We start from the raw sequence: 23,276 nt of genomic DNA, 5'->3' as shown, positions 1-23,276 counted from the left end.
TGGTTTTACAGCCCTGCGTTGGCGAGGCGCCTGGCGTGGTTGCGCATCAGGGTCAGCGGCGAGGTTTCAAACAGCGACACCATACCCAGCACCTGGTTGGTCACATCCAGATGGTTCATGAAGTAGTCGTCGCGAATCACCTGGCCAAAGTGGCTGGAGCATCGGCCGGTCACCCCGTCGTCGGGCCCTGGAATGGCCAGGCTGGTGATGCCGAACAGGGCATCTGAGGGATCAAGGCCGGTGGTGAACTGGGCGGTCCCGCTCCAGGAATACAGGCGGATGGCATGGCCTCCAAAGTTGACGCTTGCTGGCCCCTGGCCGCACTCAGACGCTGGCAAGCCGGCTGGGAACAGGTTGTTAAAGGCGGCGGCGCCGGGCTTGTTGAATTCGGCGAGCATGGCGTAGATGTCGGAGCGGTCCGCCTTGTTGGCAGACAGAAGATTAACGAGATTGCCCACGGTATTTGCCAGGGCTTCAAAACCGACGCCGGTCAGTGACCCTTCTGGAGCGACGCCGGTCACTACGTCTGCCAGTGGCGAGCCCTTGTGAGGAGAGTGCAGGGTGGTTACCGAGGCCACCAGGTCGGGCCGAACGTTCATGACATAGCGGGAGGTCACCCCGCCCTGGCTATGGCCAATCAGGTTGAAACGGGTGATTGCACCATTGGAGGCGGCCCGGATGGCGTCCAGTTGCTGGATCAACCGTTCGCCGCGCATGGCTGAGCTGTCAAAGGCATTGATCTTCGGTACGAATACCGTGGCGCCCTCCTTTTCGAGGGCGTTGGGAATGCGGTACCAGTAGTCAACGCCGGCAATGGTGTCGAAGGCAAAAATGCCCGGTACCAGGACGATCGGGTGCTTCGTTGCACCCTGTTTATTTGATCCCCATAACCAGTCGAAAAGACCGGCCTGTGCAGGCAGGGATAGACTCAATATCAGCGCTGCTACCGCGCTTTTTATCCACGAGTTCATGGTGTCGTTCCTTTTTGTGTTTGTTGTCAGGATGACTGCATGGTGTTGCCCTCCGAATCTACTCATGGATGGGTGCACTGCGCTTGTAAGAACTGACGAGTTCGCAGGCCAACAACAAAAAGACCGGAATTGATCACGTAACCGGCATCTTTCGTGGGTGATTGTTGAGAAATGCATATACACTCGGGCAGACATACAACAACAAGAAACCGTTTGCCCGGCGCAAAAATGCAGCGGGCATGCGTTGATGCCCATGGATAATTCACGTTCCAACCTGTTGTATCTCTGGCCCCGGCGCACCCTGTTCGTCGGGCGCTTGCGGCATCCGATTGAGTTCAGCCAAGCGGCCGCTTCGCTGGTCATCGGAGTCGAAGGGCCCGTGCAACTGGTGTTGCCGGGATCAAACGCTGTCTTGCATGAGCATTCGCTGCTGTTGGCGCCGGGCCAAAGCGCCAGGATTGATCCCCAGGGCCAGCTGGTCGCGGCGTGTTACCTGGATGCCCTGGGGCAGGATTTCCGTCTGTTGTCTCACAGCATGGCCAGGCATCAGGACGGGGTGTACGCCGGCTTTCATGGTGAGCACTCACTTCAACGTTGGCTCAAAGCGCTCTACAACGTTCCCGTGCAGGCGGAGGAAGCCTTCGATGCACTGGAATCGGGGATCAACCCGGCGGCCCAGCCCTATCCTGAAACCGACCCGCGGGTGGCGCGGGTGGTGGAACGGATTCAGTCGGAGATCGGCAGAAATGTCTCGGTGGAGGAACTGGCGAACTCGGTCAACCTCTCGGTTTCCCGTCTGGTAGAGCTGTTTCGTGCCCAGGTAGGGGTGCCTGTGCGTCGCTATCGGCAGTGGCACCGGTTATTTGTGACCTTTACCGGCGTAGAGCGTGGCGCATCACTCACTGACGCCGCGATCGCAGCGGGCTTTGCGGATTCCGCTCACTTCTCCCATACTTTCCGGATGACCCTGGGTATGACACCGTCAGACATCGTCACGATGCTTTCTGGCAGTATCTTTGTGGGTCATGGTGCACCTGTCGGTGGCCTGGCTGGCCATAACGCCGGAGCAGGATTACCCACTCCGACGTGTCAGACGGGACACTAGCCCTTCGCAGGGCGCTCAACCACTTTGCGCTTGCCCTTGGCACCCTTGGCCAGGGCTTTCAGGCCATCGGCGTCGAAGGCATCCACCCGGATAACGTCATACAGGGCTGTCAGCGCTTCTTCCATTTTCGGGCATTCGTCCGCCTTGATGATGCCCTGGGCGCAGGCCCAGTCCACCAGCTCTTTGCGTTGATGGCCCATCAGCAGGGCAATGCCGTCCAGTTCGTCTTCGTCACGATTGCGGATGGCTTTGTGTAGGCGCTGGCGCATCTCGGCGGTTTCGTTGGCCAGGTTATAGGCATTCAGTACGCGGCCCAGCGGGTCGTCGGGATCCATGTTGATAAAGGTGCCGCGGCTGATGCGTTGGCGCACCGGGGTGTCGTTCACGATGGTCGCGGCCACTTTCGCGCCCAGCTTGTCGTCCGGGCCGTTCAGGCCGGTGGCGCCGAGGGGGAACACCAGCAAACGCAGCGGCCAGCGTAAGGCCGGGACCGGGAAGTTGATGATGGCATCGCGCATGGAATCCTGCAGGTCGTGCAGGCAGGTTTGCAGGCACCATTCCACCAGGTCTCGCTGGTCGTCCGGGTAGCCTTCCTCATGCCATTGCTTGATTACGGCGGTGGCGTAATAGAGCTGGACCAGGCAGTCGGCCATGCGGCCAGACAAGCGCTGGCGGGCTTTCAGGCCGCCGCCGACGGTCAGCAGGGTGACGTCGGTCATTAATGCGAAGGCAGCGGAGAATCGGCCCAGCTGGCGGTAGTATTTCTGGATGTCGCCCTGGCGTGGCGCGGTTTCCAGCCAGCCCTTGCTCAGGCCGAGTACGAACGCCCGCAGGGCATTGCGGGTGGTGTGGGCCAGGTGGCGGTAGAAGATGCCATCGAATTGTTTTGCGGCTTTGTCTTCATCTTCCATGCCCGCGGCTTCGATTTCTTCCACGATAAACGGATGGCAGCGAATGGCGCCCTGGCCGAAGATCATCAGGCTGCGGGTCAGGATGTTGGCGCCTTCCACGGTAATGCCGATGGGCACTGCCTGGTAGGCCCGGGCCAGGAAGTTGCGGGGGCCGGTGATCACGCCCCGGCCAGCGACTACATCCATGGCGTGGTTGATCACTTCCCGCATCAGGTCGGTATTGCGGTACTTCAGTACGGCGGATGGCACGGAAGGCCGTACGCCTCGGTCCAGCATGCCGGCGGTCAGCAGGCGGGCGGCGTCCATCATGTAGGTGTAGCCGGCGATGGGCTCCAGGGCTTCCTGAACGCCTTCAAACTGGCTGATGGTGCGGCCGAACTGTTCCCGGGTATAGGCGTAGGAGCCGGTGGCCAGGCTGGCCAGTTTCCCTGCGCCGGTGCCGAGAGCCGGCAGGGAGATGGAGCGGCCGATGGACAGGCATTCCAGCAGCATTTTCCAGCCTTTGCCAAGCATGTCCTGGCCACCGATGACCTGTTCCATGGGGATAAACACTTCTGTACCCCAGGTGGGGCCATTCATGAACACGGTGTTCATGGGCAGGTGGCGGGCGCCGGCATTCACGCCGTCGGTCTCCCGGGGCACCATCACGCAGGTGACGCCTATGTCGTCGTTGCCACCCAACAGTTTTTCTGGGTCGTAGACCTTGATGGCCAGGCCTATCAGAGTCGCTACCGGGGCGAGTGTGATATAGCGTTTGTTCCAGGTGACCTTCAGGCCCAGCACTTCCTTGCCGTTCCATTCGCCCTTGCAGACGATGCCTTTGTCCGGAATGGCACCGGCGTCGGAGCCGGCCACCGGTGAGGTCAGGGCAAAACAGGGGATTTCCTTGCCCTTGGCCAGGCGCGGCAGGTAGTGGTGTTTCTGGTCGTCGGTGCCGTAGTGCATCAGCAGCTCACCCGGGCCCAGGGAATTGGGCACCATGACGGTCACCGCTGCCGATACGCTGCGAGTGGAGATTTTCATCACGATTTCGGAGTGGGCAGTGTTGGAAAAACCCAGGCCCCCGTCTTCCTTGGGAATGACCAGGCCGAAGAAGCCCTTGTCACGGATGAATTTCCACACTTTGTCTGGCAGGTCGTAGTGTTCGTGGGTAATCTGCCAGTCATCCAGCATCTTGCACAGTTCTTCCACCGGGCCGTCGAGAAACGCTTGCTCCTCGCTGGTCAGATGCGCCGGAGCGGCGTCCAGCAGCTTGTTCCATTCCGGCTTGCCGGAAAACAGTTCGCCATCCCAGTCTACCGAACCGGAGTTCAGGGCTTCCTGCTCGGTAGGCGAGAGCTTGGGCAGGCGGCTGCGGACCCAGCCCAGTAAGGGCCGGCTGAATTTGTCCAGGCGCAGGTCGCCGGGCAGGGTGATCAGTAGCGCCAACGCTAACAGCAGGCCGCCGATGACAAAACTGAGAAGGTGCCAGCCGTCGTTGGCGACCCCGACTAGGGTGGCCACGGACATCACAATCGCGGCGGTTTTACCGCCGATGCTGAAATAGATCAGCACCAGGGCACTGAGAACCAGAAGCAGAACACTCATGGACAGACCTCCATATCATTACCAGATCAGGCAGATTTGCCTCTAACCATCGGCCAAAGTCCAGGCAGTTGCAAGGAAAACGGACGGTTCGATAGGGGGCTGAGTGGCAGACGGTTTAAGAATTTACAAAATCTTGCAAAAGTAATAAATCCATTCCTTTTTTTAATCGTAATTCTCTCCACTTAACCAATATGTGGAGTGCTTATATGACTGGCCAGCTCACGGTAGCAAAACGCCTGGCGTTGGGGTTTGGGTTGATGGTAGCGCTGATGGTGCTGGTCAGCGTTGTGGGTAATCACCAGGTGGGATTCATTGACCGGACCCTGACCTCGGTTAATGAGGGCGCTTCGCTCAAACAGCGCTTCGCCATTAATTTCCGCGGCAGCGTGCATGACCGGGCGATTGCCATTCGGGATGTGGTGCTGGTGAACAGCGATGCAGCCCTGCGTGGACACCTTCGCACCATCGATGACCTGGCGGCGATGTACCGGGAGAATGCGGAAGCCATGTCCCAGATGTTCCAGCGCCAGGGGGCCACGGATCAGGAGCGCCGTTTGCTGCGGGACATCGAAGCCACCGAGCAGCGAACCCTCACCCTGACCGATGAGGTGGTGACTCTCCGAACCGCAGGCAATACCGAGCAGGCCCGGCGCCTGTTGCTGGATCAGGTTTCACCGGCTTACAGCGAGTGGCTGGCGCGGGTTAACGCGTTTATTGATTATCAGGAAGACACCGTTGCCGCTGACCTGGAAGCAGTGCGCGACGCCGCCAGTGGCTTCAACATCATGATTCTCTCCATCACCGGTTTTGCTGTGCTGGTCAGTGTACTGGTGGCGACGGTGATCATCCGCAAGCTCAAGCGCATTCTCGGCGCGGAGCCCGAGGAAGTGGCGGCGGCTATCCGGCAGCTGGCGGATGGCCAGCTGGAGCAAAATCTGGAAACCCGTTACCCGGACAGCGTGATGGGCGCACTGGCGGATACCATTGACCGGTTAACGGGCATCATCCGTGAAGTAAGGTCTGCGGCCGAGGAGCTGTCTAACGCGTCTGGCGAGCTGGAAGATACCTCAGATAACAACAGCAAACAGATCCGTATGCAGGCCACTGAGGCCGAGCAGATGGCCACCGCGGTTAACCAGATGGCCGCCACGGTGAATGAGGTGGCGGGCTTTGCCGCTAACGCCGCGACAGCAACCCGCAAGGCTGACCAGGAAGTTGAAACCGGAAATCAGGTGGTCAAGGAGACCGCCAGCTCGATCACCGAGTTGGCGAACAAGCTGGAGGACGCGGCGGCTTCTGTAAACCGGGTGTCGGAAGACAGCGGTAATATCGAGAAGATCATCGAAGTGATCAACGCCATCGCCGAGCAAACCAACCTGCTGGCGCTGAATGCGGCCATTGAAGCGGCCCGTGCCGGTGAGCACGGCCGGGGCTTTGCGGTGGTGGCTGATGAAGTGCGTTCCCTGGCATCCCGTACCCAGGATTCCACCCGGGAAATTCAGGACATGATTGGCCGGTTGCAGGCGGGCGCGGGTGAGGCGTCCGGTGAAATGGAACGAAGCCGGGATCTGGCTCGGGTGACGGTTGAGAAGACCGCCGAGGCAGAAACCGCGCTTGGGCGCATCCGGGAAGAGGTGGCTTCCATCAACGACATGAATGCCCAGATTGCCAGCGCTGCAGAAGAACAGAGTTCCGTGGCGGAGGAAGTGAACCGCAACATCGCGAGGATTCACGATGCCACCATTGAAACCTCTGCCGGATCGGATCAGGTGGCCGGTGCCAGCCGGGATCTGGCCGTGCTGGCGGGCCAGTTGCGCTCACGGGTCAGCGTGTTCCGGTTCAGAGGCTGAGCCCCGCCATCAGCAATGCCAGGGTCGACAGCAGGGTGACCACATTAGCACCGAGCAGGCGGTTCAGTTCGCCTGCTTTATTCAGGACATGGGGCAGGCGCACGCTGATCCACAGGGCCAGTGGCAACGGCAGCAGGGCGATCAGCGCTGCGACCGGCAGAATTCCGGTCAGAATGCCGGCTCCGATCAGCAGATAACTGCCGGCCAGCAGGCCAGCCACGATCCTGCTGGCGGTTTCCGGCCCAAGGGTGATCACCAGGTGCCGGCGGCCAACCTGCCGGTCAGCATCCGCGTCCGGGATCTGGTTGATCAACAGCAGCTCGCTGACCAGCAGCAGTGCGACGGCTGCGCAGATCAGGGCAGCGGCATCCAGCCGGGCACCCAGGGCTACCAGGGTGCCCAACACCATCACCGGGCCAAAGCCAATGCCCGGTGCCAAAAGGCATAACAGCGGCGAACGGGTGATCCAGCGGGTATAGGTCAGCACCAGTACCACCCCACCGGCACCCAGAACGAACATGGGCAAACCCCGAAGCCACAAAAAGTACACGCCGATGGCGATCACCAACCCCAGGGTGCCGAGCCCGGCCCACAATACCCGCCGCGCTGCGGAGGGTACCTCGGGTAGTGCGCCACTGCCGCCGGAGAAAGGGGTGCGCCGGGTGATCAGGTCCAGTCCGGACCGGAAATCCTCATATTCATTGAGCAGGTTAACCGCCGCATGGGCCAGCACGGCACCCACAAACACCAGCAGGGTGTCGATCAGCGCCGGAGGCTGGCCCTGTCGCCAGGCAACGGCCAGGCCCAGTCCCACACACAGTGGCGCCAGCAGCAGGAAGTTCGGGCGGGCAGCGCGCACCACCGCAACGGTTTCAGACATCCGCTTTATTCATCCATGTGAAGTGGTGAGCCGGTCAGACGTAGCCGGCTGCGAACACCAGGCCCAGGACAATGGGCATGACCACCAGACTGCCCAGGTTGCTCAATAATACCAGCGATGCCACCGCGTGGGGTTCCTGCTGATACTGCTCCGCCACCATGTAGTTGAGCACCGCAGGCGGGAGCGCCGCAAACACCCACAGGCAGGCTACCTGAAGGCCCGGCAGGTCGAGCAGGGCAATCATGGGCCAGGCCAGCAGCAAGCCACTGACCGGGCAGGCAATGGCGCCAATCAGCCCCAGTTTCCAGTCCCGGAAATCGACATCCAGCATCCGCACCCCCAGGGCAAACAGCATCAAGGGGATACACACGCCACCGAGCATGTTCAGGGTTTCCAGCAGCCAGCCAGGCAGGGCAACACCGCTGAAGTTTACCGTTAGCCCGGCGATGCTGGCGAACACGATGGGTAGCCGCAATCGCCGGATAATCGACGTGTGGGGGTCCAGCATGTACAGGCCAACGGAAAAGTGCAGCAGCATCTCGACAATGAACAGTACGATCGCCGCCGGCAGGGCCGCCTCACCGAACGCCAGTACCAGCAACGGAATGCCCATGTTGCCGGAATTATTGAACATCATCGGCGGCAGGAACGTTTTCAGGTTCAGGTTCAGAACGCGGGCCACCGGGTACAGAATGATGCCAGAACCGAGCACCACCACCGTAGCCGCCAGCGCCAGCCAGCCATAGTCCTGCAGGGGCGCCTGCTGGTCGGCCAGTACGGCAAACACCAGCATGGGCACGAACAGTTCCATGTTGAGAACGTTCAGGCCTTGAATGTCTGGTGTGCGGTAGCGGCCATACAGGGCGCCACAGCCTGCAATCAGGAATACCGGCAGCATGGTAGCTAGGATCTGGCCGATCATGGGGAGAACTCCGACAAACGTTCGGGACGACAACCATCAACAAACGGTTAGGTTCGCAAGTATCGGCCCGTTTCGGCAAGCAAAACTTGCCCATGTTCGACCAAAGCGGGAGGCGCCTGCCACGCCAGCGGTCACGGTTGGTTGCGGTCGCTGGCCGGGGCTACCACAATAGCCTTCGGCAGCCTTTCAACCAGTTGGGGAGTTCGTTTGTGGCCAGTGCGTTTGATCAGCCTGTTCGACGTGAAAATACCTGCTCGGTCAAATTTGACGCCCGCCAGGCGGTGTTTGGCCGGGATGATGTCATTCCGGTGTGGGTGGCGGATATGGACTTTGCCGCGCCCGAGGCGGTCACCCACGCTCTGACAGAGCGGGCGCAGCACCCGGTATACGGCTATACCCTGTTTCCTGAAAGCCTGTACCAGGCAATGATCGACTGGTTTGCGCAGCGCCATGGCTGGCACATTCGCCGGGAGTGGATATTGATGGCGCCGGGGGTGGTGCCATCCCTGAATGCCGCCTGTATGGCCTATGCCGGACCGGGTGAGGGCGTGATTATCCAGCCGCCGGTGTATCCGCCTTTCTTCAGCTCGGTGCGCCAGAGCGGTCGTGAAGTGATTGAAAACCCGCTGGTTCAGGATCCGCAGACCGGGCAGTACCGGATGGATCTGGAGCATCTCGAGCAATGCGCTGCCCGGCCCGATGCCAGGGTGCTGTTGTTGTGCTCCCCCCACAATCCGGTCGGCCGCGTCTGGACGGAAGCGGAGCTGAAAGAGCTGCTGGCCGTTGCCCGGCGCCACAACCTGGTGGTGCTCTCGGACGAGATCCACTGCGACCTGACCTATCCGGATGCTGCTCGGCACACCGTCCTGGCCAGCTTGGCCCAAGAGGATGATGCGCTGGTGACGGCGGTGGCTCCGAGCAAGAGTTTCAACATGCCCGGTCTTGGTTTGTCCGCCCTGGTGATCCCAGATCCGGAACGGCGCAAGGCCATGAAAGCGGTGTTTGAGTCCATGCACCTGCCCCAGTGCAACCCGTTCAGCATTGCCGGCTTTGAAGCGGGGTATCGCCACGGCGCCACTTGGCTGGACGAACTGCTCGGCTATCTGCAGGCCAATCGGGATTTCGTGGCCAACGCGGTGTTCCGGCGATTGCCAGGCATTGACGTTGCAGCGCCGGAAGGCACCTATCTGATGTGGCTCGACTGTCGGAGCCTGGGGCTGGATGATGCCGGCCTCAAACAATTTTTCGTTGAGGACGCCGGCGTGGGCATGAACCCGGGGTTGTCCTTCGGGCACCCGGGCAGTGGCTTTATGCGCCTGAACATCGGCTGCCCGCGATCCGTGCTGGAACAGGTCATTGCCCGGATCGAGGCAGCGCTGGCTGGCTTATAGTGCCGGTTGCGACTGGATGGCGCAGTGGTCTTCCACCAGCTTCCAGTGCGGTGGCTCCTGGATACCCGGCATGTCGCCCTTGGTATCCCGGATGGCTTCCCAGATCTTGCCGCCATGGCTGACCTGGCTGCCGACGGAGTAACTCTCAGCAAACAGCCATTGTTCCGGGCGTTCGCAGAACTCTGTGTTACTGTCCGTCTGGGTAACGCCTTCCTCCACATCAGCCGGGTCTATGGGGTCGGGCGGCCTGTTTTCACCACCACAATCTGGCACCGAATGTAAGCGTTTCCAATCGAATGTGATACCCGGCTCCATACCCTCGTGAATTTCACGGGACTCGTACCAGTTGTCGTTGTGAAACACCACAGACCCCGCCGGGTAATAGCGGCTGGGCACCCATTCATGGTCTTCCGGATCACAGGCCTCGGCAGACGCCAATGCAGGCATGCCAAGTGCCAGGATCATCAACAACAGACCATAAAGTGTGCGGGCTCGCCTGATGCTGGTGGTGGCTTTCATCATGTGTCTCTCCCGTTTTGTTCCTGACTCCGAAGTGAATACGCAGCCTGTCGGCGACCGGTTCGCGTGGCCAACACCAGGCCTGCGAGAATCAGCAGGCCGCCAATCATGTGAAACGCGCCAAGCGACTCACCCAGAAAAATGCCGGCCAGTATGGATGCGAAGACCGGGGTCAGGTACATGAATATCGCGGCCCTGGCCGGGCCGATCGCATGCACGCCGTGATTCCAGAATGCGTAGGCAAGGATACCGGGGAATATGGCGAAATACAGTAGCGACATGGCCGTATTTCGGGTCAGCTCGAAGCCCCCGGCGAAGAAAAACAGGTCGACCAGGTAAAACGGCAGGATCACCAGCGTGCCCAGCAGAATCTGGGTGGTCAGGAAAGTAAGGGCCGGTAACGGCACCGCCTGCCGTCTGAGCAAGACCGAGAACAACCCCCAACTGAAGACGGCCGCCACCATGATCAGGTCACCGGGTTGTGCCTGAAGGCCGGTCAAAACCGAGAGCTCACCCCGGGCGACCACGGTCAGGATGCCTCCGATGGCCAGGGCGATGCCCAATGCCTGAATTGGCCGGGTGCGGTCGCCCAGAAGCATCCACGCCAGCAGGGCCACGAAAATAGGAATGGTGGCATTGATCAGGGCAATATTGGTGGCGGTGGTGGTGATGGCGGCGTAGTAGAGCAGTGAATTGAACGCGGCCACGCTGAAGGTGGCCAGGGCCAGCATCGAACCCAGGCGGGCACGGATGACCCGGCGATGATGCCACATGCCAGGGAAACCGAAGGGCAGCAATATGGCGAGGGCAATCACCCAACGCCAGAAAGACATCGACAGGGGCGGTACATGCTCAACCGTGCCTCGCGCGACCACGGCATTGCCTGCCCAGAACAGCGGCGTAAGCACCAGGCCCACATAGGCCAGGCCGGGAATTCGGGATAATATGCCAGAGTTTGCCGAAGACACATGAACTCCTGTGGATCATAGGCTGTCGGGTAAAACCCCTAGCATACTACTCTCCTGGAACTTCTGCCTCCGTACCAATGTGGTAGGCGGCGAAGCCGGCCATCACCACCTGATCAACCGCCATGCCGATGATCCGGCCGTTGGAGGTGGAGCGTATCGGGTGTTGCTCATTGGTAATCGGATCAGCCACATAGCCCAAGACCTCCCCTTCGGAGACATTGGCACCCAGGTTAATCTCGCTGAACAGAATGCCGCCGTGCTCGGCGCGCACCCAGGTGGAATCATAATAGACCGGTTCCGGATCGCCCCAGACAAACATCCTGGAGATCATGCCGTGTTTCTCCAGCAGGCTGTTGAGGCTATTTACCCCGGCTTCGATCTGATGCTCCTGAATTCGCAACGACTCCCCGGCTTCCATGGTCACGGCACGGATACCTGCCTGGACGGCTGCCGTGCGCAGCATGCCTGGGGAGCCGGAGCTGTGCACCACCGCCATGCGGTCAAACCCACGGGTGAATTCCGCCACATCCGGATTGTTCATGTCGGCCCGCAGCTGAGGCAGGTTGGTGCGCTTGAGGGAACCGGTGTGAATGTCCACCAGCATGTCGCAGTGCCGAATGACATTCTCGAACAACGAATAGGCCACCCGGTCGGCAAGGTTGCCGTCCTTGCGGCCCGGGAAAAAGCGGTTCAAATCCCTACGGTCCGGCAGGTACCGACTGCCCTGCTGGAAGCCGGTTAGATTGACAATGGGCACGCCGATCACCCGGCCGCTGAGTTTCTCCGGATTGAGGTCATACATGGTGCGGCGAATAATCTCGATGCCGTTAAGCTCATCGCCGTGCACGGCGCCAGTCAGGCACAGGGTTGGCCCGGCATTCACGCCGTTGACCACCAGTACAGGAGTAATCTGTGACAGGCCTGCAATCTGGATCTGGGGTGACCAGGCCAGCCGCGTGGAGGTGCCGGGCAGCACTTCCTTGCCCAGCAGGGTGAAACTTTCGGCCGGCAGGGGTTCTGCCTGCGCATCAGATTCGTCCTCGGCGGCGGGCGTTTCCCCTTGTGCGGTATCTTGCAGGGCCTGAACCTCCTCTTCAGACAGTTCCGCCCCCGGCAGAGATTCCGGTTCCGGCTCAGGTTCCGGCAGGGGTGCCACTTCTTTCAGGTCGATGTTGGGGGCAATCTTGCGGGTAACGGGTACCACCAAGGGTTTGACCGTTTGTGTTTGCTGGCCGGTATCTGGTGCTGAGGATTCCTGCTCGTCGTCGCTGGCGTCGTCATCTTCGCCCGGACTGCGGCGGGGTTCAGAGCGCACCACATCCTCAACGTTTTCATCCTCTGCGAGTTGGGCGACCAGCACAGACGAATCGTTGGAGTCGGCCAAGGTGACCATTGGCAGGGCGGCCGCGAAAAGCCAGATCGGAAAGTGTCGGATTGTGGAGTGTCTGGGCCTTTGAAACAGCATAAGTCCTCGAGTACCTGTCCAGTGGCCCCAAGGATAGGGCCCTGTATGGTTCATGAATACCGCTGTGACAGAGGTTTAATGCCACTTTCATGATCACGGGCCCATCTGTGGTGGCCCAGTGTGGTTGAATGTAATAACACTGCTATCTTTCAGAGATATGACTGTTATACGTGCCACGAGGAGAGAACTAAATGGACCTTTTGCGAATTCTGGTTGCGATTCTGTTACCGCCATTAGGTGTTTTTTTACAGGTGGGCCTGGGCAAGCATTTCTGGATCAATATCCTGCTGACCATCCTGGGCTACATTCCTGGTATCGTGCACGCGGTGTGGATCATCGCCAAGAAGTAGCCCGGTACCCTGGCTAGTGGGCATGCCAGAGGTTGTCTGACTGGTATGCCCGGTGTTCTGCCTCAAGTTTGAGAAGGTGTGCCAGGGCTGATCGTGCTGCCAGGCCATGAATGGCTGCTGGCACATCGTCGTAGGCTTTCGCCGTCAGGTCTTTCAGGGACACCGGCGCCAGTGCTTCCAGTGCCCGGAAGATCTTGTGCTCCCGCGATAACCGGTGGGTGATCAGGTAATCAATCACTGCCTCCGGTTGCCCCATCAGAAAGCCGTGGGCGGGCGCGATAAAGCGCACAGGCTCCTCCAATAGCTCGTACAGGGATTCCACATAGGCCTTCATATCGCCGTCCGGCGGATTGATCACCACCGTGGAGCCCTGCATGATGTGGTCACCGGAGAACAGCAACTCCTGGTCCGTCAGCAGGAAACACAGGTGGTTGGAGGCATGCCCGGGGGTATGGATCACCTTCAGAATGCCCGCCTCGCTGACAATCAGGTCGCCATGCTCCGGCTCGTCGTCCGCCTTAAAGGACTGGTCCTGGCCTGCGCCCTCCGGGGCTGGCCAGCCAAACACCCGGCAACCGGTTCGTTCTTTCAGAACCGACACGGCCGGTGAATGATCCAGATGGGTATGGGTGACCAGCACCTGGTCCACCACCCCGCCGGTCACTTCCAGAATCTTTTCGATGTGGGCCTCGTTTGTGGGCCCGGGGTCAATCACTGTAAACCGCTCAAAACCCAGAATATAGGTATTGGTGCCGGGCCCGGTCATCATCCCCGGGTTCGGTGCCGTCAACCGTACTACACCGGCCGCCACCTCCACCGGCTCACCGGGCACAATCTCCGCCCGGGTGGTGCCTTCCCCCTCCGGGTCCAGCTTGACCGCCTCATCGTAAGCCGGCGCGTTGGGTTCCAGCATCACCGGCTTGCCCTTGCGAAGCGCCGGCCAGGGATCGGTCGGAAACGCCTCCGGTGGATTGGCATGGGCATAGCGCATCAGCTCGGCGGTGGTATTGAAATCACACAACACCCGCAGGGTACGGATCGTCGGCAACCCCAACAAACGCTGCCCCGCCCGATGCTCCTCTAACGCCTGCGCAGGCGACATCCACACATGATCAATCGTCTCCTGACCATCATGCCCGGCCCGTTGCCCTTCCGGCGCCACCGCCACAAAAAACCGCGTATCAAACCGCCGCGGCGGCCCCGGCGGTGTCACCCAATGGCTTAAATACGCCAACCGGTCCAGCGGCACCACCAGCCCATGCTTCTCACACAACTGCGCCAGCGACACCTCATCCCGGAACAATGCGTCACGCTCACCAAGCACCGGATGCTCCGCACCGATTAGCTGACCGCTGCCGTCCTGAGCCAGCAGAATCCCCGCCTCCTCAAAACACTCCCGAACCGCCGCCAACATAAAATCCGCGCCACCTTCATCCAGACTCATGGTCTGACTGATATCCGCGTCTTCAACACCCACAACATGCGGCTGCGCCTCCGACTCCTGCTCATTCACCGCTCCGCCGGGGAACACATAGTAACCGGGCAGGAAAATAGCCTCCCAGGTGCGTTGCAGCAGAAGCACTTCAATGCCGTTTTCGGTATCGCGGGTAAGAACCAGGGTGGCAGCCGGGCGAATATCCATAAGTCACTCTTGTTTGTTGTTAAATCTTCAAACGGTGCGCGCACATTGTAAGAACGAGGCGGTAAGGAAGGGCTTTCCAAAACCTTGCGGAGCCAGGGATGGCGGAGCAGAGCGTACAGGGATGTATTCACAGCGTGTTTTGGAAAGCCCTTCCTTACCGCCGCGCCCCCGCAAAAAGAAGCGCAGGGATACCAAGCAAGATACCCGATAGCACCATAAGATGAGAAGTCACAACCGGAAGCGTATGATTCAGCCCAATCCAATGTTGAACCAGATCAGGACACCCCCGTGGCAAGAATCAAACTCGAATTCCCCGACAACGCCTTCAGCTTCGAAACCCGAATGCCCGTCAGAATCACCGACATCAACGGCGCCAACCACCTGGGCAACGACGCCCTCATCTCCATGCTCTCCGAAGCCCGCGCCCAGTTCCTGGTCGAACACGGCATCGAAGAAGCCGACCAGAATGGCACTGGCATCATCGTCACCGACCTGGCCACCATGTACCGGGGCGAATCCTTCTACCCGGACATGCTGCGCTTCGAAGTCGGCCTGAGGGATTTCAACAAATACGGCGGGGATTTCGTGTTCCGGGTCACCAAAGCAGACACCGGCCAATCGGTGGCCATGGCCAAATACGGTTTTGTGTTCTTCAACTACAAAACCCGGGAAGTCACCCCCATGCCCGAGAGCTTCCGGGCCAGGTTTGCCGGCTAACGGTCCGGGTAATTCCGGCTTGGGCCGCCCTTATCCACACCCCGGAACAGGGCGGCCTTCGCCATCATATGGGCGCTGACTGGCGCAGTCACAAACAGGAAAACGGTCACAATCGCCTCATGCACGGAAAGCGCGCCGCGCTGGAAACTGAAAAACAGCAACGAGCCGATCAGCAAACAGCCCAGGCCAAGGGTGCTGGCCTTGGTGGGCCCATGCAGCCGCATAAAGAAATCCCGCAACCGGGCCAGGCCAACAGAGCCAATCAGCGCAAACAAGGCGCCGGCCACCAGGAACAGCGAAATCACCAATTCAAGAACGAACGGCATGGTTGACGCAGTCATTCGATCACATCCCCCCGCAACAGATACTTGGTCATTGCCACGGTTCCGACAAACCCCATCAGGGCAATCAGCATGGCGGCTTCAAACAGGATGCCCAGGGACAACCGGATATCGAACAGCACAATCAACGCAATACTGTTGATCATCAGGGTGTCCAGCGCCAGGATCCGGTCCACGATGTCGGGCCCGATGGCCAGCCGGTAAAGGTTCAGCAGGATGGCAATCGCAAACACAGTGATCGCCAGGTTAACCGCCCATTCAATCATCAAAAATCTCCTGTAACGGCTTTTCGTAGTGCTCGCGAATGTCTTTGATCAACGCTACTTCATCCTCAAGATGCAGGCAGTGGATCAACAGGCAGCGGCCCTCGCGATCATAATGCGCGCTCACCGTGCCCGGGGTCAGCGAAATGGTGCTGGCCAGAATGGTCACGGCAAAATCGTCGGTCAGGGTCAGAGGGTAAGTGAAGAACCCCGGCTCCAGCTGCCGCGAATAGAACAGAATGCGCCGGGCGACAATCAGGTTGGATTTCAGGATATCCATCAATAACCGGCCAAGGTAGCGCAGCAACTTACCCGGATGCTTGACCTTTGAACGCTCCGGCCAGAACGGCTGAGTGACCCGGGAAATCACCACTGCCAGCACCGCGCCCAGCAACAGGTGGGCAAAGCTGAACTCATTCATCAACAGCCATAACAGCAGAAGAAAGCCGGCGAACAGGGGGTGTGGCACCCAGCGCTGTAACCAGTTCATGGGGTGAGCCCTCCCGTTATCGTGACGGGCTCGCCAAGCACCGCCTCAACATAGGCGGACGGATGATAAAGCTGGCCTGCGGTTGCAGTCATATACTCCATCACCGGCGCGGCAAACAGGGCCAGGGCGCCACTGATACCAATAAGCACAGACACCGTGGCCACGCGCGCCGGGTCCAGCTTGCGGCGCTGGCGGCCGGTGAACGGCTCCGGTTTCCAGAACCAGCCGGAGCCGGCTCGGCTGAGTGCGGCAATCATGAATAACCCGGCAATCAGGGTAATGCCCCAGAGCCAAAGGTAGTGCGGGTGCGTGATGGCGTTCTGCAGCAGCCAGGCTTTACTAACAAACCCAGAGAAGGGCGGCAGCCCCGCCATGCTGACCGCCGCCACCAGAAACAGCGTGCCCAGGGTCCAGCGATGGGTCAAGGGAGCGGTCACCGAAAGCAGATCGTAGCCGTCGGCCCGCTGCCGGCCGATGAGGTCGGCCAGCAGGAAAAAGACCGCCGCCAGGCAGGTGCTGTGCAGCAGGTAGAACAGGCTGGCGGCCAATACGGTGGTTTCGGCCATGGCAAAACTGGCCATCAGCAAGCCGCTGGACATAATCACCAGGTAGGCGGCCATGGTGCGCAGGCTGGCGGCCCCCAGCACGCCAATGGCGCCGAGGCCCAGGGTGGCCAGCGCCAGGGGCCAGAGCCAGAGGAACACCTCGGCATTGAGGGGCTGTGCCGGGTCCAGCCCGAACACAATCAGAAGCACCCGCACCATGGCGTAAAAGCCAACCTTGGTCATGATGGCAAACAGCGCCGCCACCGGCGCGCTGGAGGCGGAATAGGCCCTGGGCAGCCAGAACAGCAGTGGCAAAATGGCGGCCTTGATACCGAACACCACCATCAGCAGCAGGGCGGCACCTTTCAGCAGGGTTTGGTCATCGGGGCTGGCGGCGGCAATCCGCACCGCCAGGTCGGCCATGTTCAGGGTGCCGGTCAGGCCGTAAAGAATGCCAAGGGCCAGCAGGAACAGGGCAGAGCCGAGCAGGTTGATGATTACATAGTGCAAGCCCGCCCGGCTTCTGGCCCGGCCGCCGCCGTGCAGCAACAGGGCGTAGGAAGCCAGCAGCAGGATCTCGAAAAATACGAACAGGTTGAACAGATCACCGGTCAGGAAGGCACCGTTAATGCCCATCAGTTGGAACTGGAACAGGGCATGGAAATGGGAACCCTCCCGGTCGCTGCCCCGGCTGGCATAGAGCACGCAGAACAGGGCCAGTAAGGCGGCCAATAGCAGCATCATGGCACTCAGCCGGTCCAGCACCAGCACAATGCCGAAGGGCGGCTGCCAGTTGCCCAGCCAGTAGGTGTGGTAATCGGTTTGAGCCGCAATAACCGCCCACACGCCCAGCGCCACCAGCAAACTGGTGGACAGAATGCTCCACACCCGCTGGCGGCCGATACTGGCCCGGTGGTTTACCAGCAACCAGGCGGCGGCCAGCATGGGGATGACGACCGGCAGAATCATCAGGTGGGTCATGGCCGGTCCTCGTTCGGGTTTTCGCCGTCTACGTGATCATTGCGCAGTTCCACGGCGGCTTTCAGGGACAACACCACCACGAAGGCGGTCATCGCGAAACTGATCACAATGGCGGTCAGCACCAGTGCCTGGGGCAGCGGGTCTGCACTGGATTCCGTCAGGCCGACAATGGCCGGGGCGCCGGTTGTCAGCCGGCCCATGCTGAACAGGAACAGGTTGACGGCATGGGATAACAAGGTCAGGCCCAGCACCACGGAAAAGGTGCGGGCACGCAGAACCAGGAATACCCCACAGGTGGTCAGGATCCCCAGGGCGGCTGCGATCATCAGTTCCATCAGCCCACCTCCTTGCCTGGGCCGGCAATGGTCATCAGTTTGCCCAGGTTCGCGAGAATCAGCAGGGTTGCACCCACCACGGTGGTGTAAACACCCAGATCAAACAGCAGGGCGCTGGCCAGTTCAAACTCGCCAATCAGCGGCCAGTGCAGGTGGGCAAAGGTGGTGGTCAGGAACGGATAACCGAGCACCCAGCTGGCAACACCGGTCAGCAGGGCGATCAGCAGCCCCGCACCAATGAGCGAGCGGAAGTGCGTACGCATGCGCGCCTGGGCCCAGACCAGGCCACCGGCCATGTATTGCAGGGTGAGCGCAACGGCCGTGACCAATCCCGCAATGAAACCGCCCCCTGGCATGTTGTGGCCGCGCAGGAAAATATACGCCGATACCAGCAGGGCAATGGGCAAAGCCATGTGCGCCACCATCTGCAGGATGACCGGATGGGGCTCGGCTACCCAATGGGAGTGGCCGGATTCCGCCACCCGTTTTTTCAGGTTCAGGTTGCGGGTAAAGGCGAACACCGCCACGGCGGCAATGCCCAGTACCGTGATCTCACCCAGGGTATCGAACCCCCGGAAATCCACCAGGATCACATTCACCACGTTGGTGCCGCCGCCTCCGGGCACACTGTTGGCCAGGAAAAAGTCGGAAATGGAGTCTACCGGGCGGGTCAGCACGGCAAAGGTGAACGCGGCCACACCGCCGCCGGCGGCCAGGGCCACGAACAGATCTCGGGCAATTCGGGGAAAGCGGGATTCCTTGGGTGAGCTCTGTGGTAAGAACGACAGGGCCAGCATCATGATCACCACCGCCATCACTTCAACCGACAGTTGCGTCAGGGCGAGGTCCGGTGCGGAGAACCAGGCAAAGGTGAGGGTGACAAACAGGCCGGTGACCGACAGCAGCAACAGGGCCGGCAGGCGGTGACGATGACACAGCACAACGCCCACGGCAGACAGGCAAAGGATGCTGATGCCAAACACCACCAGTGGGTCCAGGGCGGTCATTGGCACAGGCCCGCGCCACCGTTCCAGGCCGCTCAGGCTCCAGGCCACCAGGGCGACGGTGGTTAACAGGATGAGTGCCAGGTAGCGCTGGAGGGAGCCGTTTTCCAGACGATAAACCAGCGTTTGCGAGAAGCGAATAGTGCGCTGCATGGCGGTTTCAAAAATGTCCTTGGCGTCCACCTCCGGTAACCGGGCATGAATGGCGAACAACGGCTTGCGGGCACTGTAAACCGCCAGCCCGCCCAGCATGGCCACCAGACTCATCATGGCAGGGGTGTGGGCGTCGGACAGGGCACTGAAATCATAGGCTGGTAAATGAGACACGGTGGTCTGCAGCACCGCCAGATGCACCAGGTGGTCGTAGATCCACTGGGGAACCAGGCCAACCAGCAACGATAACGTCGCCAGAATGGCCAACGGCAACAATGCGGCGGCTGGCTTACGCTTTGGCGGCCACACCGGCAGATCCCGTGGCTGGCCATTAAAGAAAACGTTGTGGAAGATGCGCACCGAATAGGCCACCGAAAACAGACCCGCCACGGTGACCCAGGCCGGGATCACCACATCCGCCCAGTGGGGTGCCGTCACCAGCAGGCTTTCGGAAAACAGCATTTTCTTGCTCAGATAGCCGCTCATCAGCGGTAACCCGGCCATGGCAGCCGCCGGCACCAGGGTGACGATCATCAGGGCAGGCATCCAGCGCCACAGGCCGTTGATCAGCTGCATATCCCGGCTACCGGTGGCCTGATCCACATAGCCTGCCATCATAAACAGCGGGGCTTTGAACAGGGCATGGCAGACCAGATGGAACAGGGCCGCCGCCATGGCCATTTCACTGCCCATGCCAATCAGCAGAGTGATCAGGCCCAGATGGGAAATGGTGGAATAGGCCAGCAGGCCCTTGATGTCGTGCATGAACATCGCGACAAAGGCGCCCACCATCAGGGTGACCATGCCGGTGACGGTTACCAGCGCAAACCAGAGCTCGGTATCGCCCAGGGCCGGGTGCAAACGCGCCATCAGGAACAGCCCGGCCTTGACCATGGTGGCTGAATGCAGATACGCGGAGACCGGCGTAGGGGCGGCCATGGCGTGGGGTAACCACAGATGGAAAGGCGCCTGGGCGGATTTGGTGAACGCCCCCAGCAGCACCAGGCTCAGCATCAGCGGGTACAGGCTATGCTGCTTGAGGGTCTCGCCCTGAGAAAGGATATCGGACAACTGGAAGCTGCCGGCCATGTTGCCCAGCAACAAAATGCCGGCCAGCAGGGCCAGGCCGCCGCCACCGGTAATCACCAGTGACATTCGGGCACCCCGGCGGGCGCCCCGGCTGGACCAGTTAAAGCCGATCAGCAGGAACGACACCAGGCTGGTCAGCTCCCAGAACACCAACATGAACAGCAGGTTCTCAGACAGTACGATGCCCAGCATGGCGGTCATGAACAGCTGGATCAGGATAAAGAAACGCGGGGCAGTGGCTTTGCCATCGAAGTAGTAACGGGCGTAAAGAATGATCAGGCAGCCAATGCCGGTGATCAGGGTGGCAAACAGCCAGCTCAGGCCGTCCAGCCGGAACGACAGGTTGAGCCCCAGTTGTGGAATCCACTGCACGGTGGTGACCAGCGCGTTCTGGTCTGAAGCCTGCGGCCAATGGCTTGCCAGCAAAAGGACGCCGGTAAAAGGTGCAACGGCAGCCAGAAGTGCGTGAGCACGGATGCTGGTGCCGGCAGAGCGGCGGCTCAGTAACCAGGAAGCAAACGCTCCCAGCACCGGCAGCAAAATGATGAGTCCTGGTACCATAGCGAGGCCGGTAGCCCGGAAGGAATATTTGGGTTAATTGTTCATCCGCCCGCAGCGATCAGGTTGGGGCGTGATAGCTAAAACAGATTACCGAAGACTAGCACATTAATTCATTGTTAACCGTCAAGTGGCGGGGTACTTTTGTCGCAATCTGGTCATTCCTTGGCGGTACAGGCTGTACGCCATCAGTCCAGCAAACAGGTTGCCGACCAGGGCCCCGGACATCAATCCGGTGAGTCCGGACACCTGGGCGCCCAGCCAAAGCAAGGGCAGGTAACAGGCGAACAGCCGCAGGGTTGAGATCAACAGTGCCCGCATGGGTAATCCCAGGGCATTGTTGATCGAAACCATCAGCATACAGACCCCCAGGCCGCTATAACTCAGGGGCACCCTGAGCAGATAGCTCAGCAGGATGTCCTGGACATCCGCATCCCGGCTGAACAGGGTGGAGACCAGCCCGGATGCAGCCAGCCACACCAGCCCCAGCACCAGTTGCCAGACCACTACAAAGCGAACGGCAATGCGCACCAGTTTGCGGATATTGTCCAGCTCGCCGGCCCCGAGCATGCGGCCGATCATCGGCGGCATGGACATGGTCAGTGCGAGTACCACCACGATGGAGAAAAACTCGAGCCGGGTACCCAGCCCCCAGGCGGCGACGGCGGCGGAGCCAAACCCGGCCACCAGCGAGGTGGCCAGCATGGCGGACAGGGGCGGCATCAGCTGGCTGACCATGGCCGGTGCCATGATACCACCGAGCTGCCGGATCGCTTTCGCCAGTTGCAGTTGCAGCAGGTCAAAGCGCAACCATTGGCGCTTTACCAGGGCCGGGAAAACCACCAGGGCACCGATCCCGAAGGCGGTGATGGTGGCCCAGGCGGCCCCGGGCAGGCCCCAGCCGAAGACAAAGATATACAGTGGGTCCAGGACAATGTTGAGCAGGCTGGTGGCGATCATCATGTAGCCGGGTAACTTGGTGTCGCCGTTGGCCCGGCAGACGGCGTAGCCAAAGTAGAGCAAGGCGCCAAGCCAGGCGGACATAAGCCAGGGCACCCAGTATTCCCGGATGGCGGGCCGGAGTTGGTCTTCGGCGCCGAGGAAGTTGAGTATGCCGGTTTGTAATAGCCAGACTGAGAGGCACAGGATCAGCGCCAGGCTGGCGCCGATGGTGACGACGAGGCCGCCGAGACGTTGGGCGCGGAGGTTGTCGCCCTGGCCCAGGGTTCTGGAGATGATGGCGGTGGTGGCGATGCCGAGGCCCACGTACATGCCGCTGACCAGTTGTTGCATGGGCACGGTGAAGCCCAGGGCGGCGAGGGGGTCGCGGCCAAGCTGGCCGACGAAGGCGCTGTCGGTGAGCTGGAAGGTCATCAGGGAGAGAACGCCGAACAGCATGGGCCAGGTCATTTGGTAGAGCTGGCGGGCCAGGCTTGGGCTTTGGGGTTGGTTCTGCACTTGGGGGTCGGTGCCTTGGGTTTTGGATTCTGGGCGTGGATTCTAACAGGTCTGGCTTCGGAGGAAGCACCCGGTTGGGGTGGGCTTTCCAAAACACGCTCCTTCGGCACATCCATGTGGCGCTTGGGCTCCGCCATCCATGGCTCCGCACAGTTTTGGAAAGCCCACCCCAACCGGCTGCCCTAACGCCGGAGTCTTGCCGGCGCAGCTCAAACCCTGAGCGGTTAGTCAGGAGTCTGGGCGCAAGCTATGCAGTAAGCCCTGATGGAGAGACTTACAGCACTTTCAACGCCGCTTCATAATCCGGCTCGTTTTTGATTTCGTTGACCAGCTCGCTGTGCAGCACTTTGTTGTTCTCGTCGAGGACCACGACCGCACGGGCGCACAGACCGGCAAGGGGGCCGTCTTGAATGGCGACGCCGTAGTCTTGCTGGAAGCTGTAGTTGCGGAAGGTGGAGAGGGTTTCAACGTTGTTCAGGCCCTCGGCTCCGCAGAAGCGGGCGGCGGCGAAGGGGAGGTCGGCGGAGACGACGAGGACGACGGTGTTGTCCAGGCTGCCGGCTTTTTCGTTGAATTTGCGGGTGCTGGCGGCGCAGACGCCGGTGTCGATGCTGGGGATGATGTTAAGAATCTTGCGTTTGCCGGGCCAGCTGTCGAGTTTTACTTCTTCTAGGCCGCTGTTGGTCAGGGTGAACGGGGCGGCGTTTTCACCGGCTTGGGGGAATTTGCCGCTGACGTCGATGGGGTTGCCGTCCAGGGTGACGTTGCTCATGGTGTGCTC

21 protein-coding genes are annotated in these 23,276 nt (G+C 60.6%); 5 read left to right on the top strand and 16 right to left on the bottom strand.

Features of this window, described 5'->3' with window-relative positions:
- Nucleotides 1-5: 5 nt before the first annotated feature.
- Nucleotides 6-971 (bottom strand): esterase/lipase family protein, encoded by a 966-nt coding sequence (locus ACNSOI_RS19095; protein ID WP_420194791.1) that lies wholly within the window; start codon nt 969-971, stop codon nt 6-8.
- Nucleotides 972-1,224: 253 nt separating this feature from the next.
- Here ACNSOI_RS19095 and ACNSOI_RS19090 point away from each other — a divergent pair, with 253 nt between their 5' ends.
- Nucleotides 1,225-2,076: a helix-turn-helix domain-containing protein gene (locus ACNSOI_RS19090; RefSeq protein ID WP_420194790.1), complete on the top strand. Its 852-nt coding sequence runs from the start codon at nt 1,225-1,227 to the stop codon at nt 2,074-2,076.
- Here the strand turns inward: ACNSOI_RS19090 and ACNSOI_RS19085 are convergent.
- Nucleotides 2,073-4,574, bottom strand: coding sequence for an acyl-CoA dehydrogenase (locus ACNSOI_RS19085; RefSeq protein WP_420194789.1), 2,502 nt, complete (start codon nt 4,572-4,574; stop codon nt 2,073-2,075). The two genes, ACNSOI_RS19090 and ACNSOI_RS19085, sit on opposite strands and share 4 nt — an antisense overlap.
- A gap of 206 nt (nt 4,575-4,780) precedes the next feature.
- Between ACNSOI_RS19085 and ACNSOI_RS19080 the strand changes: the two genes are divergently transcribed.
- Nucleotides 4,781-6,424, top strand: a complete 1,644-nt coding sequence (locus tag ACNSOI_RS19080) for a methyl-accepting chemotaxis protein (protein WP_420194788.1) — start codon at nt 4,781-4,783, stop codon at nt 6,422-6,424.
- Here the strand turns inward: ACNSOI_RS19080 and ACNSOI_RS19075 are convergent.
- Nucleotides 6,414-7,304 carry a prenyltransferase gene (locus ACNSOI_RS19075; RefSeq protein ID WP_152439426.1) on the bottom strand — a complete coding sequence of 297 codons (891 nt, stop codon included), beginning with the start codon at nt 7,302-7,304 and terminating at the stop codon, nt 6,414-6,416. The genes ACNSOI_RS19080 and ACNSOI_RS19075 overlap by 11 nt on opposite strands.
- 34 nt (nt 7,305-7,338) lie before the next feature.
- A complete protein-coding gene (locus ACNSOI_RS19070; RefSeq protein ID WP_106696107.1) occupies nt 7,339-8,226 on the bottom strand; it encodes an AEC family transporter in 888 nt (295 codons plus the stop codon).
- Between the two features lie 209 nt (nt 8,227-8,435).
- Here ACNSOI_RS19070 and ACNSOI_RS19065 point away from each other — a divergent pair, with 209 nt between their 5' ends.
- Nucleotides 8,436-9,617, top strand: a complete 1,182-nt coding sequence (locus ACNSOI_RS19065; RefSeq protein ID WP_420195735.1) for a MalY/PatB family protein — start codon at nt 8,436-8,438, stop codon at nt 9,615-9,617.
- Here the strand turns inward: ACNSOI_RS19065 and ACNSOI_RS19060 are convergent.
- From ACNSOI_RS19060 to ACNSOI_RS19050, 3 genes are read right to left on the bottom strand one after another with little or no spacing between them, the layout of a single operon-like run.
- Entirely contained in the window at nt 9,612-10,139 is a 528-nt protein-coding gene (locus ACNSOI_RS19060; protein ID WP_152439423.1) for a carbohydrate-binding protein, read from the bottom strand. The genes ACNSOI_RS19065 and ACNSOI_RS19060 overlap by 6 nt on opposite strands.
- Nucleotides 10,136-11,104: a DMT family transporter gene (locus tag ACNSOI_RS19055; RefSeq protein WP_061331996.1), complete on the bottom strand. Its 969-nt coding sequence runs from the start codon at nt 11,102-11,104 to the stop codon at nt 10,136-10,138. The genes ACNSOI_RS19060 and ACNSOI_RS19055 overlap by 4 nt, the downstream gene beginning before the upstream one ends.
- A gap of 46 nt (nt 11,105-11,150) precedes the next feature.
- A complete protein-coding gene (locus ACNSOI_RS19050; RefSeq protein WP_420194787.1) occupies nt 11,151-12,569 on the bottom strand; it encodes a succinylglutamate desuccinylase/aspartoacylase family protein in 1,419 nt (472 codons plus the stop codon).
- A gap of 191 nt (nt 12,570-12,760) precedes the next feature.
- Here ACNSOI_RS19050 and ACNSOI_RS19045 point away from each other — a divergent pair, with 191 nt between their 5' ends.
- A complete protein-coding gene (locus tag ACNSOI_RS19045; protein ID WP_068351496.1) occupies nt 12,761-12,919 on the top strand; it encodes a YqaE/Pmp3 family membrane protein in 159 nt (52 codons plus the stop codon).
- Nucleotides 12,920-12,932: 13 nt separating this feature from the next.
- Here ACNSOI_RS19045 and ACNSOI_RS19040 read toward each other — a convergent pair whose 3' ends face one another.
- Complete coding sequence (locus ACNSOI_RS19040; protein WP_420194786.1) at nt 12,933-14,561, bottom strand: MBL fold metallo-hydrolase; 1,629 nt, start codon at nt 14,559-14,561, stop codon at nt 12,933-12,935.
- Nucleotides 14,562-14,849: 288 nt separating this feature from the next.
- Between ACNSOI_RS19040 and ACNSOI_RS19035 the strand changes: the two genes are divergently transcribed.
- A complete protein-coding gene (locus tag ACNSOI_RS19035; protein ID WP_420194785.1) occupies nt 14,850-15,278 on the top strand; it encodes a thioesterase family protein in 429 nt (142 codons plus the stop codon).
- Here the strand turns inward: ACNSOI_RS19035 and ACNSOI_RS19030 are convergent.
- The 8 genes from ACNSOI_RS19030 to tpx all read right to left on the bottom strand — a co-directional run bounded on the left by ACNSOI_RS19030 (nt 15,275) and on the right by tpx (nt 23,267).
- The gene (locus ACNSOI_RS19030; protein ID WP_072678092.1) at nt 15,275-15,604 is read right to left on the bottom strand and encodes a Na+/H+ antiporter subunit G; all 330 of its coding nucleotides are present in this window, start codon (nt 15,602-15,604) and stop codon (nt 15,275-15,277) included. The genes ACNSOI_RS19035 and ACNSOI_RS19030 overlap by 4 nt on opposite strands.
- A gap of 11 nt (nt 15,605-15,615) precedes the next feature.
- Nucleotides 15,616-15,885 (bottom strand): K+/H+ antiporter subunit F, encoded by a 270-nt coding sequence (locus ACNSOI_RS19025; RefSeq protein ID WP_058090815.1) that lies wholly within the window; start codon nt 15,883-15,885, stop codon nt 15,616-15,618.
- Nucleotides 15,878-16,372 carry a Na+/H+ antiporter subunit E gene (locus ACNSOI_RS19020; protein WP_061331992.1) on the bottom strand — a complete coding sequence of 165 codons (495 nt, stop codon included), beginning with the start codon at nt 16,370-16,372 and terminating at the stop codon, nt 15,878-15,880. Before ACNSOI_RS19020 ends, ACNSOI_RS19025 begins: the two co-directional genes overlap by 8 nt.
- Nucleotides 16,369-17,898, bottom strand: a complete 1,530-nt coding sequence (locus ACNSOI_RS19015; RefSeq protein ID WP_061331991.1) for a monovalent cation/H+ antiporter subunit D — start codon at nt 17,896-17,898, stop codon at nt 16,369-16,371. Before ACNSOI_RS19015 ends, ACNSOI_RS19020 begins: the two co-directional genes overlap by 4 nt.
- Nucleotides 17,895-18,233 carry a Na+/H+ antiporter subunit C gene (locus ACNSOI_RS19010; RefSeq protein WP_061331990.1) on the bottom strand — a complete coding sequence of 113 codons (339 nt, stop codon included), beginning with the start codon at nt 18,231-18,233 and terminating at the stop codon, nt 17,895-17,897. Before ACNSOI_RS19010 ends, ACNSOI_RS19015 begins: the two co-directional genes overlap by 4 nt.
- Nucleotides 18,233-21,040: a monovalent cation/H+ antiporter subunit A gene (locus tag ACNSOI_RS19005; protein ID WP_420194784.1), complete on the bottom strand. Its 2,808-nt coding sequence runs from the start codon at nt 21,038-21,040 to the stop codon at nt 18,233-18,235. Before ACNSOI_RS19005 ends, ACNSOI_RS19010 begins: the two co-directional genes overlap by 1 nt.
- Nucleotides 21,041-21,163: 123 nt before the next feature.
- Nucleotides 21,164-22,495: an MATE family efflux transporter gene (locus ACNSOI_RS19000; protein WP_420194783.1), complete on the bottom strand. Its 1,332-nt coding sequence runs from the start codon at nt 22,493-22,495 to the stop codon at nt 21,164-21,166.
- Between the two features lie 274 nt (nt 22,496-22,769).
- Complete coding sequence (gene tpx, locus ACNSOI_RS18995; RefSeq protein ID WP_152439418.1) at nt 22,770-23,267, bottom strand: thiol peroxidase; 498 nt, start codon at nt 23,265-23,267, stop codon at nt 22,770-22,772.
- Nucleotides 23,268-23,276 lie beyond the last annotated feature (9 nt).

This window comes from Marinobacter sp. GH_1 (assembly GCF_048595985.1).
GTDB lineage: Bacteria > Pseudomonadota > Gammaproteobacteria > Pseudomonadales > Oleiphilaceae > Marinobacter > Marinobacter shengliensis.
The sequence above is the reverse complement of the archived record's forward strand: the minus strand, read 5'-3'. Positions and strand labels throughout refer to the sequence as shown.